This window comes from Sunxiuqinia rutila (genome assembly GCF_050589705.1).
Lineage (GTDB): Bacteria > Bacteroidota > Bacteroidia > Bacteroidales > Prolixibacteraceae > Sunxiuqinia > Sunxiuqinia rutila.
In genome coordinates this window covers 43,674-59,805 of record NZ_JBNGOT010000003.1, presented here as the reverse complement: position 1 = coordinate 59,805, position 16,132 = coordinate 43,674, and the positions used below count along the sequence as shown (strand labels likewise).

The following is a 16,132-nucleotide window of genomic DNA, read 5'->3' as shown; positions in this document are numbered from 1 at the left end:
ACAATCGAATATGAAAATTAAAAGACACTTATCCTCCTTGTTCATCATGCTGGTTCTTTTTTCATGTACCAACGAAAAGAAAGAAACAAGCTCTAAAGCTCTAAAGCTCTGGTATAACCAACCGGCTGATGCTACGGTAAAAGACTCTCCCGATGGGTGGAAAGATGATCCGGAGTGGCTGAAAGCCCTGCCTTTGGGCAATGGTTCGTTAGGGCTAATGGTTTTTGGCGATGTAAATAAGGAGCGCATTCAGTTAAATGAAGAAAGCATGTGGTCGGGTAGCGTTGATGTCAATGACAATCCCGTGGCAAAGGAAGCCCAGGCAAAAATACGTCAATTACTTTTTGAAGGAAAGTATAAAGAAGCCACTGAGCTCACGAACAAAACTCAAATTTGTATTGGTAAAGGTTCCGGTCGTGGCAATGGTGCAGAAGTCCCATTTGGTTGTTTCCAGACACTTGGCGATTTGTGGATTGAAAACGGAAAAAATACTGGCTATGAAAATTATTACAGGGAACTGGATCTGAATGATGCCGTAGTCCGCGTAAGGTATTCACAGGAGGGGGTAAATTTTCAACGGGAAATATTTACAAGCCAACCGGATCAGGCGATGGTTGCCCGTTTTACTGCAGATAAAAAGGGTCAGATTTCTTTCAAATGCTCAATGGATCGTCCTGAAAGGTTTAAAACATATTCTGAAAATAATCAGTTGGTAATGTCAGGTGCCCTTTTTGATGGTAAGGGAGGAAACGGATTACAATACATGGCACGGTTAAAAGCAGTCAGCAAAAATGGTTCAGTAAGCTATACCGATTCAACAGTAATTGTTGAAAATGCCGATGAAGTGGTGCTTTTTCTAACAGCATCAACAGATTATGTGTTGAGTTATCCTGAATATAAAGGAAGGGGATATGTGAAAATAACGAATGAAAACATTGAAAATACCATAAATAAGCCATATCAGGAGTTACTGGACACTCACAAGAAAGAATACCAGGCCTATTTTAACCGGGTAAGTATTGATTTAACCCCTGGAAATAACGTTAATATTCCAACTGACCAACGCGTAATCGATTTTAAGAAAACAAAATCAGATCCTCACTTAGTTGAGTTGTTATTTCAATACGGGCGTTATCTTTTAATTTCTTCGTCCAGACCAGGAACATTGCCGGCTAATTTACAAGGAATTTGGGCCAATAAAATCCAAACACCATGGAACGGAGATTACCATACCGATGTAAATGTGGAAATGAATTACTGGCCGGCAGAAGTAACCAACCTGTCGGAAATGCATTTGCCGTTATTTGATTTAATTGAATCATTGGTTAAACCTGGTGAGAAAACGGCGCAGGTACAATACGGGAACAAGGGTTGGGTGATTCACCCCATTACAAATGTATGGGGATACACTTCGCCGGGCGAAATGGCCAGTTGGGGAATGCACACAGGAGGAAGTGCCTGGATTTGTTCTCACATCGGGGAACATTATTTGTTTACCGGTGATAAAGATTTTTTGAGAAGAATGTACCCTGTTTTGAAAGGGGCATCAGAGTTTTATTTGGATTGGTTAGTTGCTGATCCAAAAACCGGTAAGTTGGTTTCCGGTCCTGCAGTTTCACCAGAGAATAGTTTTATTGCGCCTGATGGTAGCCGAAGCCAGATAAGCATGGGGCCAACTCATGACCAACAGGTAATATGGCAGCTTTTTTCTGATTTTATTTTTGCTTCCGAGGAACTTGAACTTGAAAATACAACCGTTCAGGAAGTGAAACAAGCCATAAATTTGCTTGCTGGTCCACAGATTGGATCTGATGGCCGTTTAATGGAATGGGCCGAAGAATTTCCGGAGGTGGAACCAGGACACCGCCATATATCTCACCTTTTTGCCTTGCATCCGGGAAGACAAATTAGTTTGGAGAATACACCTGAATTAGCAAAAGCTGCACAAAAATCACTGGATTACAGGATTGCCAACGGAGGGGGGCATACCGGATGGAGCGCAGCCTGGCTGATTAGTCAATATGCCCGCTTAAACCAGGCAGAGAAAGCAAAAGAAAGCCTGAACACTGTTTTGGCGAAAAGTACTTCTCCCAATTTATTTGGACTGCATCCTCCGTTTCAGATGGATGCCAACTTTGGTACCACCGCTGGAATTGCAGAAATGTTAATACAAAGTCATGATGGAACGGTTCATTTGCTGCCAGCTTTACCATCTGAATGGCCAATAGGGGAAGTAAACGGATTAAAAGCCCAAGGTGGTTTTGAAGTTGATATAAAATGGCACAATGGCGAGTTGGTGTCTGCCCATATCTTGTCGAAGTGGCAAAACAAGGTTATTGTAAAGTATAAAGGAGCAAAGGAGATTCTTCATCTGAATACAAATGAAAAAACGGTTTTTGAGGTCAAATAAATTTAGAAGATGAAACTGAAAAGGATCAGCATTTCCTTCAGTAGTGATGAAAAATCCTAATAAGAAAGTTTAAAATAAAAATATAAAACATTATCAGTATGATTCGATTTTTTTTGTTTGGAGTTTTTCTTTTATCTCCGATATTTTTTGTGTTCGGGCAAAGTCTTCCCAAACCTACAGATGTACAATACAAATGGCAAGAACAGGAGCGACTAATGTTTCTGCATTTTGCACCAACAACCTGGTCGGAGGTGGAACAGAATGACAATTCTGTATCATTAGACAGGATTAATCCTACAAAACTGAATACCGATCAGTGGTGCGAAGCAGCGTTGGCTTTTGGCGCAAAACAAATCATATTTGTTGCTAAACATTCGGGTGGTTTTTGTTGGTGGCAAACCGAAACTACCAATTACGGAATAAAAGATACACCCTACAAAAATGGCAGAGGCGATGTGTTGAAGGAAATCGCTGAGTCGTGCAAAAAATATGGCTTGAACCTTGGGGTTTATATCTATCCCGGAGATCGTACCTGGGGAGCAATGATTGGAAGTGGAGGAAAAACTAAAGATCCGGCAAAGCAGGAAGCGTACAACAAGGTTTTTAGAACACAACTTACTGAAGTGCTTTCAAACTACGGAGAGATGCTGGAAGTTTGGTTCGATGGCAGTTGTGTTATTGATGTTTCGGATATAATGGAGCAATATGCCGCAAATTCGGTTGTATTTCAGGGGCCACACGCTACATTGCGCTGGCCTGGTACCGAATCGGGAAAGCTGTTTTACCCCGCATGGAATACCGTCAGAAGGGAAGACCTGAAAACAGGGGTTTCTACTCAAATTCATGGTACTCCGAATGGAGATGTATGGGCCCCGCTTGAAACAAACACAACGCTATACGACCATTATTGGTTTTGGTCGCCCGAGAAAGTAAAAAAACGGAAAACGGTTGATGAGTTGATGGATTGCTATTATAAGTCGGTTGGATATGGAAGTGTATTCTTGTTAAATGCTTCTCCTGATACCACCGGCTTAATTGTTGAAGGAGACATGAAACGCTATAAAGAATTTGGCGACGAAATCAATCGTCGTTTTTCCAATCCCATTGCTGAAATCAATTCTCAAAAGGGAAATGAGCTTGTATTGCAGTTGGATAAACCGACCCGCATTAACCATGCTGTTGTTATGGAAGATTATCGCGAAGGGGAGCGTATCCGTGAATATCGTATTGAAGGTTATTCGGATGGAAAATGGCTTGAGCTAACCAAAGGAATTTCAGTTGGCCGTAAAAAGATTGATTATTTCGATGATGTTGAAGTTGAGCGACTTCGTTTGGTGGTTACGAAGGCAGCTGCGGAACCTCTTATCCGGTCATTTTCCGTTTATCATGTCAGCAACTTTATTCCTCCCAAAAAACAAAGCATGCATGTTTGGTCGAATCCACAAACGGTTGTTTCGTGGAAAAAAACGGATGTGAACAATAACAAACTTGAATTGAAAATTAATCTCGGTGATAAAATAAATGTTCCGGGCCAATATGTTTTAACCGTTTTGCCGGAAATGAAACAAAATGTAAGGGTGGAAAATGCTGCCATGTTTTACGATGGAAATAAAGCCATGCAAGAGTTTGTGCAGATTAAAGACAATAAAATACAAATCAACCAGACGGCTCAAATTACAGGTGAAGCTGATTTATATGTTGAATTTATCATTCATATTGAGCAAGCATGCAATGGAGTAGTTGAGTTTAAACCACTGCAAATAAATTAAGTTATTAGTATGGAACGATCAAATAAATGTTTGGGAAAATTAACCCGGATGAATATGGCCTTAAGTCATCAAGAGCCAGATCGTGTGCCTATTAGCGATTTCTTTTGGGGAAGTTTTGTAAAGCGTTGGCGAAAAGAATTAAACCTGCCTGATGATGCAAGTCCATACACTTATTACGATTTGGATTGGATTGTAACCATGCCAAATATGGACCCGAAAATACAATCGTTCGAAACAATAAAAGAAGATGGTTTGGAGGTAATCGTTAAAACCGGGTTCCGAACAACCATGCGAAAAAAATTTGACTTTCCTATGCCTGAATTCATTTCGTGGGAAGTTGATACCATTGAAAAACTGGAAAAATTTGAATTTGATGATCCATATGACAAGAGAAGATATTTTGAAGCTGGCGACAATCAAATCGCCGGAGTTGGAGATGGCTTTGAGCGTAACTCACCGGCCTGGATCGATACGGTAAAAAAGTTACATCCGGATTTCCCGGTTTATGGAAGTATAATAGAATGCTCAGAGTGTTTAACCAGATTATTGGGTCAGGAAAACACACTCTTCTGGATGGGAATGTACTCTGATCAGTTCGGGGTGCAAATAAACCGGATTGGGCAATTTTACCTCGATTGTATGAAAGCTCAGATTAAAGCTGCTGATGGTTTACTCGACGGAATGGTAATATGGGGAGATGTGGCATACAAACAAACCATGTTGTTCGACCCGGAATACTGGAGAATGTATTTCAAACCCTGGGTAAAAGCAATGATAGAAGAGTGCCATAAAAATAACCTGCCCGTTATTTATCACGGATGTGGAAATGTAGAGCTGATTTTTGAAGATTTTATTGAAATGGGACTGGATGCTTATAATCCACTTGAAGTAAAAGCAAACATGGATGCAGTGGAGCTAAAAAAGAAACATGGCAATAAAATAGGCTACTGTGGCAATAATAATATCCAGGTTTGGGAAACAGATGATAAAGAGCAAATTCGTAAAGAAGTGTTATTTAAATTGAATGCAGCCAAAGGTGGTGGATATATTTTTCAGTCCGACCATTCGGTGTCAAGTGATGTGTCAGGTCAAAGCTACGATTACATTGTGAAGCTGGTGCGAGAACATGGAAAATATCCTTTGCACTTAAAGGAATTTGATGAAACTATTTGAATCATTTGTAATTCAGAAGTCAATGAATAGTAAGTTAAATAAACCTGGAAAGTATTAAAGGATACTAAGAGTCATATCCCATGATGTGGCTTTATATAATATTAAAAGTAACACGTGTAATATTCAGGGCTACACAAATTAAACATAATGAATAAAACATAACAATAGTGTATGTATAAATATATTCATCGAATGAAAAGCATATTTACTACAATAATGATATTCTTGACCCTGCATTTAATGGGGCAGCAAAGTGAACTGGCAATTATTCCACAGCCTTCAAGTATCAACGTTAATGATGGCTATTACTCGCTTTCAGAATACAGCACAATTGCAACACAGTCAGAAGTTGATTTATCGTTTGAGGTGGCGAATTTGAACAAGCAGATAAAATGGGTCATCGGGACAAATTTAAAGTTAGTCAAAAATGAGACAGAAGCAGAAAATCAGATTGTACTGAAATGCACACAAGGAAATGGTGATTCAGAAGGCTATTCTCTTTCAATTGGTGATAAACAGATAATTATTTCAGCTATTGACCGTACTGGCTTATTTTATGGCATTCAAACTTTATCGCAGATTATAGACAATGCAGACGATGGTCATAAAACGGTTCGGATTCCTTGCGTTAAAATAGATGATAAGCCGAGATTTAAGTACCGTGCCTTGATGCTTGACCCGGCTCGTCATTTTTTACCTGTTGATGATGTGAAGAAATACATCGATGTAATGGCCATGTATAAGTTCAACCACCTGCACCTTCACCTTTCTGATGACCAGGGATGGCGTGTTGAAATTAAAAAATATCCAAAGCTGACAGAAATTGGTTCATTCCGTCCGCAAACAGAAGGAGATGGAATACCTCATTCAGGGTTTTACAAGCAGGAAGAATTGAAGGAGTTGGTTGCTTATGCAAAGGATAGAAAGATTACCATAATTCCTGAAATAGACGTGCCGGGTCATAATTTGGCCGCGGTGGCTGCGTATCCGGAACTGACCTGTTTTGAGGGAGAATATAAAGTAATGACTGTTCCCGGGGTTTCAAAAGATTTGCTTTGTGGTGGAAATGAGCAGGTTTTTGAATTTTTAGATGATGTATTTGGTGAACTGTCCGAAATATTCCCTTCCGATAAGTTCCATATAGGAGGCGATGAAGCTCCACTTGACCATTGGAAAGAGTGTCCAAAATGTAAGATGAAGATGAAGGAACTGGCTATTTCGAAACCTCAGGAATTAATGAGTTACTTTTTCGAAAGGGTGAATGAAATATTTGCAAAATACAATAAAAAGCCACTGATTTGGTATGAGCTGGATGTTCCCGGATATCCCCAAAACAGTACCATGTACTCATGGCGGTTAGGGCTTTCGGATGAGGTAATCAGAAAATCCCGCGAGTTGGGTTATGAATTGATTTGTAGTCCGGGAGAACATGCCTATTTCGATTATCCGCAATGGAAAGGGGAAGAAACCTGTAATTGGATGCCTATACTCAATCTTGAAAAAGTTTATGCGTTTGACCCCGGCTATGGATTGGAAGAAGCAAAACAAGCTCACATTATTGGAGTGGAAGCTACCTTATGGGGAGAATATGTTAAAAATATAGACCGTGCTTTTTATATGACCTGGCCAAGGGCTTTTGCACTGGTCGAAGCCGGTTGGTCGGAAATGGAAAACAGGAGTTGGGAATCCTTTCAAAAGAGGCTTTATCCACAGCTGGAACGATTTAAAAAAATGGGAGTTAATTTTAGGTTCCCGTCAGAATTGAAAATACCATTTAAACAGTAATATTTCAGAAATGTTAAAATCTTCAGTTTTTATCTTGTTTGTACTGCTTTGTTTCTGCTCAATAGCTCAACCCATTAATGACTGGGAAAATCCAGCAGTAACTGGTATTAACAAAGAACCTGTTACTGCATCATTTTCATCATATTCAAATTTTAATGATGCTATCGGTTTTCTTCAGCCAGATACGGAGATATCGCTAAATGGAAAATGGAAATATAATTGGGTAGCAAATCCTGAAGAAAGGCCGCATGATTTTTATAAATCTGATTTTGATATTTCAGGCTGGGATGAAATACAGGTTCCAGGTAATTGGCAGATGCAAGGGTACGGAATCCCAATCTATACAAACATTAAATATCCTTTTAAACGGGAGCAACCTAAAGTTACACTGGAACCACCGGAAGAATATACTGGTTTCAAGCTGAGAAACCCGGTGGGAAGTTATAAACGCAAATTTGCAGTTTCACAGGAATGGAACGGAAAAGAGTTATTCATTCGGTTTGATGGCGTTAAGTCTGCTTTTTATTTATGGATTAATGGTAAAAAGGTTGGCTATAGTCAGGGAAGTATGACCCCGGCAACTTTCAATGTTACAGAATTTGTAAAAACCGGAGAGAACGACCTGGCCGTTGAAGTGTATCGGTGGTCAGACGGTAGTTACCTCGAATGTCAGGATATGTGGCGGCTGAGTGGTATATACCGCGATGTTACCCTGGTGGCCAGAAACAGAACACATATCCGCGATTTTAAGATTACAACTGATTTTGATGAAAATTATGAGGATGCAGAGTTAGCAATTGATGTAAAGCTTAAAAATGCATCGAATGAAATTGCAAAAGGCTTAAAGGTACAGGCAACAGTTTTCGATGCCAATAAAAATATAATTCAGCAAAGCAATACCATTTTGCAAGCACAGCTACCTGAACTTTCTTCGGAAGAGGAGAAAGATATGAGACTGAAAATGTTGGTAAAAAAACCACTTCACTGGAATGCTGAAACACCAAACTTATATACCGTCTTGTTTCAGTTAAAAGATTTACATGGAAATGTAATTGAAAATATTCCGTGGAAGTTTGGTTTCAGGGAAGTTGAAATAGACGGGAACCTGTTTAAAATTAACGGACAATTGGTAAAGCTAAAAGGTGTTAACCGCCACGAACACCACCCACGGACCGGACGATATGTTGACAACGAAACCATGCTTGCCGATATAAAATTGTTAAAGCAATGCAACATTAATTTTGTACGCACCAGCCACTATCCTAATCGCATACAATGGTATAAACTCTGTGATGAATATGGTATTTATCTGATGGACGAAGCCAACCAGGAGTCGCATGGCTACAACATCGGGAATAAAATTTTAGGAGATAATCCCGAATGGAAAAAAGCCCATGTTGACCGAGCTGTTTCAATGGTTGAACGTGATAAAAACCACCCAAGTGTAATAATCTGGTCGTTGGGCAATGAAGGAGGTCGTGGACAAAATATGAAAGCTATGGCTGAAAGTATCCGCCAAATTATTTCCAATGCCGTGGTATTTTGCGACAGCGATATGGATGCTTCCGATATGTACGACTTTTCATACATCCATCCTGATAAGGTACGAACAATGGTTGAAGACCATCTCGACCGTCCAATAATTATGCGCGAATATGCCCACGCCATGGGAAATTCTCTTGGTAATTTAAAAGAATACTGGGATGTAATTTACGATTTTGACCGCTTTGCCGGAGGCGCAATTTGGGACTGGGTTGATCAGGGAATTGCGAAACCAATTGATGGTTCGCCTTTAAAATATCCTGAAAACCCGCAACAGTTGGAATTGAATGATAATGAATTTTTTGCCACTGGAGGCGATTTTGGGGATTCGCCAAATGATGCAGAATTTTGCATAAACGGGTTAATTTCACCCGACCGTAAACCTAATCCGCATTATTACGAGGCGCAAAAAATCCATCAATCAATAAAGTTTGAATGGCCTGATGCCGAAAAACCGTCCGTGATAATTACAAACCTATATGATTTTATTAATCTGAATGAGTTTAATTTTGAATGGGAACTTGCCTTAAACGGGAAGGAAATCTCGAAAGGAAAATTAGGATATTTAAATGTTACGCCTGATAAATCAATTATAAAGGACATAGACTTACCGGAACTGAATAATGAAAAAGGCGAATACACGCTAAACATTTTTGCATGCTTAGCAAAAAAGGTTGCTTGGGCAGAACAAGGTTTTGTGGTCGCCAAAGAACAATTTATTTTAAGCGAATATATTACTCCCAAATTGGTGGGAAATGAACATATATTAAAGCTTTCGCAACATGATAAATTAATTGAAATAAAAGGCGAGAACGTTAAAGTAAGCATTGATTCGCAAAATGGTGCTTTAACGGGGTACGTCTTCAATAACAAAGAGTATATAGTTAAGCCGCTTGAACCCTATTTTTGGAAGCCACCCAACGATAATCAGGAAAAGAACAATTATGTGCTTCGCTTGGGCGGTTGGAAAGAAGCTGCTCGAAATAGGAAAGTTTTAAAGGTGAATATAGTTGAGGATAAAGAAGACAATCAAGTTGTTGTAACGTTTGCAATTCAACTGGATAAAATTGAAGCCAACTATGATTTAATATATACGGTTTCAGCAAGTGGGGAACTGCAGGTAAACTGCGATTATAATCCAACAGGCAATTCAAACCAGCTAATGCCAAAGTTTGGGTTTCGCATGGCAATCCCAAAACATTATTCCCGGATAGAATGGTACGGAAGAGGGCCGCAGGAGAATTATCCCGACCGGAAGAATGGGGCATTGTTAGGGCTGTATAAATCAGCATTGGATGATTTTATAACACCATACATTTCTCCGCAAGACAATAGCAATCGCTGCGACACACGCTTTGCTCAGTTTACAAGCGAATCGGGAGAAGGAATTAGAATAAATGGCATAAAGCCCTTTTCATTCCGGGCATGGCCATACCTTGAAAGTGATTTGGAAGCAGCTAAACACAACTATGAAATATCCCGTCGTGATTTCATTAACATCAATATTGACTATAAAATTCATGGAGTTGGAGGTGACGATTCATGGGGGGCACGAACACATGAAAAATATACGATTGATGGCAATAAACCTTATGCGTTTGGATTTATTTTGAAACCATCGGAAAATTAATCGCTAAACAATTTACATATATGAAAAACGATACATTTAGATTGATTTTGTTCTTTTCAATAGCATCAATGTTCTCTTGCTCATCCAAAAGAACAAAAGATAAACATCTGGTGCTATGGTACGATAAACCGGCTAATGAATGGATGACCGAAGCTTTGCCTGTTGGAAATGGTTACATGGGGGCTATGTTTTTTGGTGGAGTTGAAAAAGAACAGATTCAGTTTACTGAAGGTACGCTATGGAGCGGTGGCCCGCGCTCTAATCCAGATTACAATTATGGTAATCGGCCTGAAGCTTGGAAAAACCTTGCAAAAGTACGAAATTTACTTGATGAAGGAAAAACAAACGAAGCGCACGGGTTAGCTAGCCGGGAGCTAACAGGCGTAATTCATAAAAAGAAAGAGGGGGCCATGTTTGGTGATTATGGCGCCCAGCAAACGATGGGCGATCTTTTTGTTGAGATTGAACACACAGGTACGCCGGTCAATTACAAACGTGAACTTGACTTGACCAGCGGAGAAGGGCGAGTTTCATATGAAATGGATGGAGAACGATACTTCCGAACCTATTTAGGCAGCTATCCCGCAAAAGCCATGGCCTATCGTTTCGAGAGTTCTGCGAAAACAAATTACTCAATTGCGTATAGTTCACCCCACAAAAAGAATAAGGAAACTTTTTTCAACTCTGTCTATTCTTTTCAAGGTGAAGTTGAAGATAACAGAATGCAGTTTGAAACCTGTTTAAAGGTTGATACCGATGGGAATGTGATTTTTGAAAATGAAAAAATAAATGTGTCTGGAGCAAGATATCTGAACCTTTACCATGTAGCTGCAACAGATTATACCTTGCAATTCCCGGAATACACAGGAAACGATTTTCTGGACAACAATAAAATCGCTTTACAGAAGTTGGAACGAAAGTCTTTTAATGAAATTAAAACAATACACCAGAAGGATTATAAAAATTTATTTGAACGTGTTGAGTTGAACCTGGGAGATAACTCCCGCGACAATATTCCTATCGATCGACGTTTAACAGAATATGCTAGCGGAACGCCCGATCCGGGGTTGGAACAAATTTATTTTCAGTATAGCCGTTATCTGATGATAGCCGCCTCACGCCTCGGAACCATGCCTTTAAATTTACAGGGAAAATGGAACAACAGCACCAATCCACCCTGGGCCTGCGATTACCACATGAACATTAACCAGCAAATGTTGTACTGGCCTGCAGAGGTTGCCAATTTAGACGAGTGCCACCTTCCGCTATTTGATTATATGGAGAGTTTAGTTGAACCCGGGAAAATTTCTGCAAAGGAATTTTTTAATTCACGTGGCTGGATTGTCAATACAATGAATAACCCATTTGGCTATACAGCGCCGGGGTGGGGATTTCCATGGGGATTTTTCCCAGGCGGAGCAGCCTGGTTGTGCCAGCACGTTTGGGAACACTACGATTTTACACGTGATAAACAGTTTTTGGAAGAAACCGGATTTCCGCTAATGAAAGAAGCCGCTCTCTTTTGGCTAGACTATCTGGTTGAAGATGAAAACGGATATTTGGTATCGTCACCATCTTATTCGCCCGAACACGGTGGAATATCGCTTGGAGCATCAATGGATCATCAAATAGCATGGGATTTATTAAACAATTGCATTGAAGCATGTAATGTTTTAGGTATTGACGATGAATTTAAACGACAGGCAATAAAAGTAAGAGATAAGATTTTACCGCCAACTATTGGAAGATGGGGACAGTTGCAAGAGTGGAAAAAGGATGTTGACGACCCAAATAACAATCATCGGCATGTTTCACATTTGTACGCTCTTCATCCCGGGAAACAAATTACAACCAAAAACACACCTGACCTGTCAGAGGCTGCAAAAGTGAGTCTGAATGCTCGTGGCGATAGTGGAACTGGCTGGTCGCTGGCCTGGAAAGTGAATTTTTGGGCAAGATTAAAAGATGGCGATCGTGCTTATAAACTGTTTAAACGTTTACTACGTCCGACGGGGCAAAAGGGAACAGATATGATGAGCGGGGGCGGTAGCTATTCAAACCTGCTTTGTGCTCATCCCCCGTTTCAGTTAGATGGGAATATGGGGGGGTGTGCTGGAATTGCTGAGATGCTTTTGCAGTCGCACACTGGAACTTTAGAATTGCTCCCTGCCTTACCAACTGCATGGAAAAATGGGCATGTTAAAGGATTGAAAGCACGTGGCGGTTTTATAGTAGATATGGACTGGAGGGATGGAGTATTGGTTTGGGCAAAAATAACAGGGAATCCAGGAGTAATGTCTAAGTATAGGCTTGAGAACGATGTCGTAGAATTTGAGATCCCTGAAAATGGAAATATTATTATTAATTAAATAGTACTAGCAATAATGAGACTGACAATTCGATTAGTTCTGTTAGCTATTGCATTAAATGCAGGCTCTTTCTTACAGGCTCAAAATAAAGTTCTAATAATTGGTATTGATGGCTGTCGACCTGATGGTTTGCTGGCTGCAAAGACTCCAAATTTAGATAAGATATGGGAAAACGGAGCTTATTCCTTTTCTGCCCAAACAGATCCTATCAGTAGCAGTGGAATATGTTGGACTGCAATGTTAACAGGTGTCTGGCATGAAAAACATAATGTGCTTACTAACGAGTATAAGGATCCAAATATAGGGGAGTATCCGCATTTTTATCGTAGAGTGAAAGAGCAGAAACCGGATTTGAAGCTTTATTCAATTGTTAATTGGTCTCCAATCCATAAAATACTACAGAAAGGAGATGCTGATATTGTTAATTACCTTTTGTCGGATGAGAAAGTAACGCAAAGAGTAGTGGATTTACTTCAAAATGATAATCCTGATGCTGTATTTGTTCAATTGGATGAGGTAGACGGAGCAGGACATAGGTACGATTATGTTCCCGAAAGTTCAGAATATTTGAAAGCGATAGAAAAAGCTGATGAGTTAGTTGGAAGCATGATAACGGCCATTAAGAGAAGAGAACTTATAAAAAAAGAGAATTGGCTGATCTTGGTGTCAACAGATCATGGAGGAAGTAAAAAGGGACACGGAAAGGATATTCCTGAGCATACAACAATTTTCTTTATTGCAAATGGGAACGATGTCCAAAAAGGTAAGATCAAACAACAAGTAAATGTAGTTGATGTTGCAGTGACAGCGTTAGAACATTTAGGGATTGAGAGCGAAGAAGATTGGAACTTGGATGGGAAGGTAATTGGTATCAGGTAATAGCAGATTTACAAGTGTCGAATCTTATGCAAAAAGGATTATTGGATTTAGTTGAATAAAAAATAACTGTCTATCAAATAGACAAATCTGCTGTAAAATAATGACAAATGAAGAACACATTACAAAATATGCATGGGGAAAGATTTGAGAGAGAGTTCAACGGAGAGCTATTTAAAATAAATAAATTCGAACAAATAAAAGCTTTATTGTTATGTTTATGTGTCACGTTCTTAAATATTTCTTGTTTAAGAGAACCGAATGTTAAAACTAATCGTGCAGGAATTTGGTTTGATAGTCCTGCTCAAAACTGGAACGAAGCCATCCCTATTGGTAACGGAACCCTTGGTGGGATGGTGTATGGTGGAGTAGAATCGGATACCATAAAAATTAATGAAGAAACACTTTGGTCGGGCGGTCCGCGCGATTTACAGAATTACGAAGCCATTAAACATTTGCCTAAAATTCGTCAGTTACTCAATGACGATAAAACCAAAGAGGCAGAAAGATTGATTAACTCAACAATGCTTGGCGAATACAATGAATGTTACATGCCCATGGGCGATTTGGTAATAAACACAAATTCACAAGAGAAAGCAGAAAATTATATTCGTCAACTTGATTTAGAAACAGGTTTGGTAAATATTAACTATTCGATTGGTGGCGTTCAGTACAAAAAGGAAGTATTTTCTTCTTACCCTGACAAAGTAATTGTTGTTAAATTCACATCCAGCAAAAAAGGACAACTGAATTTCTCTACATCACTAACAAGTTTGTTAAACCATCAGGTAAGTGTTGATGGCAATCAGGTAATTTTAAAGGGAAATGCACCCAAACATGCTTACCCTCATTATCTTGGTGAAAAGCCACCGGTGTACGAAGAAGGACATGGAATGCGTTTCCAAATGAATTTACTGGTTCGTAACAAAGGAGGGCAGGTTAATAAAAATAACAAGGAATTAGTAGTGGAAAATGCTGATGAAGTTGATTTGATTTTAACGGCAGCCACAAGCTTTAATGGTTTCGACAAAAACCCGGTTACCCAAGGGAAAGATTACGAATCGATTTCAAATCAAAAAATTTCAGAATTGCGGAATGTGGATTATGCTGAACTTAAGGAGAATCATATCAGCGATTATTCTGAATTGTATAGTAGGGTAAAACTTAATTTGGGTGAAAGTGAGGCCGCAAACCTACCCATAAATCAACGCATTAAAAAATACAAACCAGGAACCGACCCTGGCTTAACTACTCTATATTTTAATTTTGGACGTTACTTGTTAATTTCCAGCTCCAGACAGGCAAAACATGCTCAGCCTGCACATTTACAGGGAATATGGAGTAGATTGTTACAACCTGCATGGAGTGCAAACTGGACACTTAATTGTAATGCCCAAATTAATTACTGGGGCGTAGAAATTACCAACCTCTCAGAACTTCACTTACCATTAATTGAGCTTACTAAAGAGCTTACGATTGATGGTGAGCGTACAGCTAAAAATATGTATGGTGCAGGTGGTTGGATTGCACATCATAATGCCGATATCTGGCGAACAACCTCACCTGTTGGCGGAAACGGATTATGGGCTATCTACCAAGTGGGGAGTGCCTGGCTTTGTCACCATCTTTGGGAACATTATGAATTTACGCTTGATAAGAAATACCTAACAGAAGTGTATCCCGTATTAAAAGGGGCAGCTATGTTTTATATGGATAATTTGCAACGAGACCAAGATGGCTTTTGGGTTACTAATCCTTCGGAATCTTTTGAAAACCATTTCCGGAAACCTGATGGTACAATAGGATGGGCTTGTGTTGGTGCAACTCAAGACATGCAAATTATTCGAGATCTTTTTCAGAATTGTAGACAGGCTATTAGAGTACTTGAGAATGACTCTGAATTTGATGTGAAATTGGAAGGTTATTTAAAGGAATTACTGCCTATGAGAATAAGCCCGACTACCGGACGTTTGCAAGAATGGAAAGACGATTGGGAATCAGCATATGCAAATAGTGGGCAGTTAGCTCATGGTTGGGGGCTGGCAGTGGGAAGTCAGATTACACCACGTGGAACACCTGAATTGGCAGAAGCGTTTATTAAAACACTGGAACACCGAAAACCATGGGAACAAAATGAATGTGGAAGCTGGACTGGCAGTTTTGCCGCAAAGTTTTGGGCACGATTAGAAAACGGAGAAATGCTTCAAAAAGTCTTTGATAACCATTTTAGCTGGGCTGTGTTTCCAAACCTGACCTCTAATTTTCGTGGTTTATGGGAAATTGATGGAAATCTTGGGATTATGGCATCTATTGCCGAAATGTTGTTACAAAGCCATTCTGGAGAAATTGTTTTATTGCCAGCATTGCCAACAAAATATCCAACAGGAGAAGTAAAGGGATTATGTGTTCGAAATGGATTTGAAGTGGATATAAAATGGGAGGATAATGAGCTAACGAAAGCTGTTATTTTTTCAAAGCAAGGAGAAAACTGCAAGGTGAGATATAAGGAAAAGATTATTGAATTGGATATTAAAAAAGGTGGAAGCCACAGCCTATTTCTAGATGATTATAAATAATG

General features: G+C 39.5%; 8 protein-coding genes. All 8 read left to right on the top strand.

Annotation, left to right across the window (positions count from 1 at the left end; all coding sequences use genetic code 11):
• The first annotated feature begins 10 nt into the window (after positions 1-10).
• The gene (locus ACRD6K_RS03980; RefSeq protein ID WP_430972174.1) at positions 11-2,410 is read left to right on the top strand and encodes a glycoside hydrolase family 95 protein; all 2,400 of its coding nucleotides are present in this window, start codon (positions 11-13) and stop codon (positions 2,408-2,410) included.
• Positions 2,411-2,508: 98 nt separating this feature from the next.
• The gene (locus ACRD6K_RS03975) at positions 2,509-4,179 is read left to right on the top strand and encodes an alpha-L-fucosidase (protein ID WP_430972173.1); all 1,671 of its coding nucleotides are present in this window, start codon (positions 2,509-2,511) and stop codon (positions 4,177-4,179) included.
• A 9-nt stretch (positions 4,180-4,188) separates the two neighbouring features.
• Positions 4,189-5,352: a uroporphyrinogen decarboxylase family protein gene (locus ACRD6K_RS03970; RefSeq protein WP_430972172.1), complete on the top strand. Its 1,164-nt coding sequence runs from the start codon at positions 4,189-4,191 to the stop codon at positions 5,350-5,352.
• 192 nt (positions 5,353-5,544) lie between these two features.
• The gene (locus ACRD6K_RS03965; RefSeq protein WP_430972171.1) at positions 5,545-7,137 is read left to right on the top strand and encodes a beta-N-acetylhexosaminidase; all 1,593 of its coding nucleotides are present in this window, start codon (positions 5,545-5,547) and stop codon (positions 7,135-7,137) included.
• Between the two features lie 10 nt (positions 7,138-7,147).
• A complete protein-coding gene (gene lacZ / locus ACRD6K_RS03960) occupies positions 7,148-10,309 on the top strand; it encodes a beta-galactosidase, LacZ type (RefSeq protein ID WP_430972170.1) in 3,162 nt (1,053 codons plus the stop codon).
• A gap of 20 nt (positions 10,310-10,329) precedes the next feature.
• Positions 10,330-12,678: a glycoside hydrolase family 95 protein gene (locus ACRD6K_RS03955; RefSeq protein WP_430972169.1), complete on the top strand. Its 2,349-nt coding sequence runs from the start codon at positions 10,330-10,332 to the stop codon at positions 12,676-12,678.
• Between the two features lie 15 nt (positions 12,679-12,693).
• Positions 12,694-13,557 (top strand): alkaline phosphatase family protein, encoded by an 864-nt coding sequence (locus tag ACRD6K_RS03950; protein ID WP_430972168.1) that lies wholly within the window; start codon positions 12,694-12,696, stop codon positions 13,555-13,557.
• A gap of 107 nt (positions 13,558-13,664) precedes the next feature.
• Entirely contained in the window at positions 13,665-16,130 is a 2,466-nt protein-coding gene (locus tag ACRD6K_RS03945; RefSeq protein ID WP_430972167.1) for a glycoside hydrolase family 95 protein, read from the top strand.
• Positions 16,131-16,132 lie beyond the last annotated feature (2 nt).

Coding starts and splice junctions, on each gene's coding strand:
- ACRD6K_RS03980 (WP_430972174.1), top strand. CDS start 11: ATGAAAATTAAAAGACACTTATCCTCCTTGTTCATCATGCTGGTTCTT.
- ACRD6K_RS03975 (WP_430972173.1), top strand. CDS start 2,509: ATGATTCGATTTTTTTTGTTTGGAGTTTTTCTTTTATCTCCGATATTT.
- ACRD6K_RS03970 (WP_430972172.1), top strand. CDS start 4,189: ATGGAACGATCAAATAAATGTTTGGGAAAATTAACCCGGATGAATATG.
- ACRD6K_RS03965 (WP_430972171.1), top strand. CDS start 5,545: ATGAAAAGCATATTTACTACAATAATGATATTCTTGACCCTGCATTTA.
- lacZ (WP_430972170.1), top strand. CDS start 7,148: ATGTTAAAATCTTCAGTTTTTATCTTGTTTGTACTGCTTTGTTTCTGC.
- ACRD6K_RS03955 (WP_430972169.1), top strand. CDS start 10,330: ATGAAAAACGATACATTTAGATTGATTTTGTTCTTTTCAATAGCATCA.
- ACRD6K_RS03950 (WP_430972168.1), top strand. CDS start 12,694: ATGAGACTGACAATTCGATTAGTTCTGTTAGCTATTGCATTAAATGCA.
- ACRD6K_RS03945 (WP_430972167.1), top strand. CDS start 13,665: ATGAAGAACACATTACAAAATATGCATGGGGAAAGATTTGAGAGAGAG.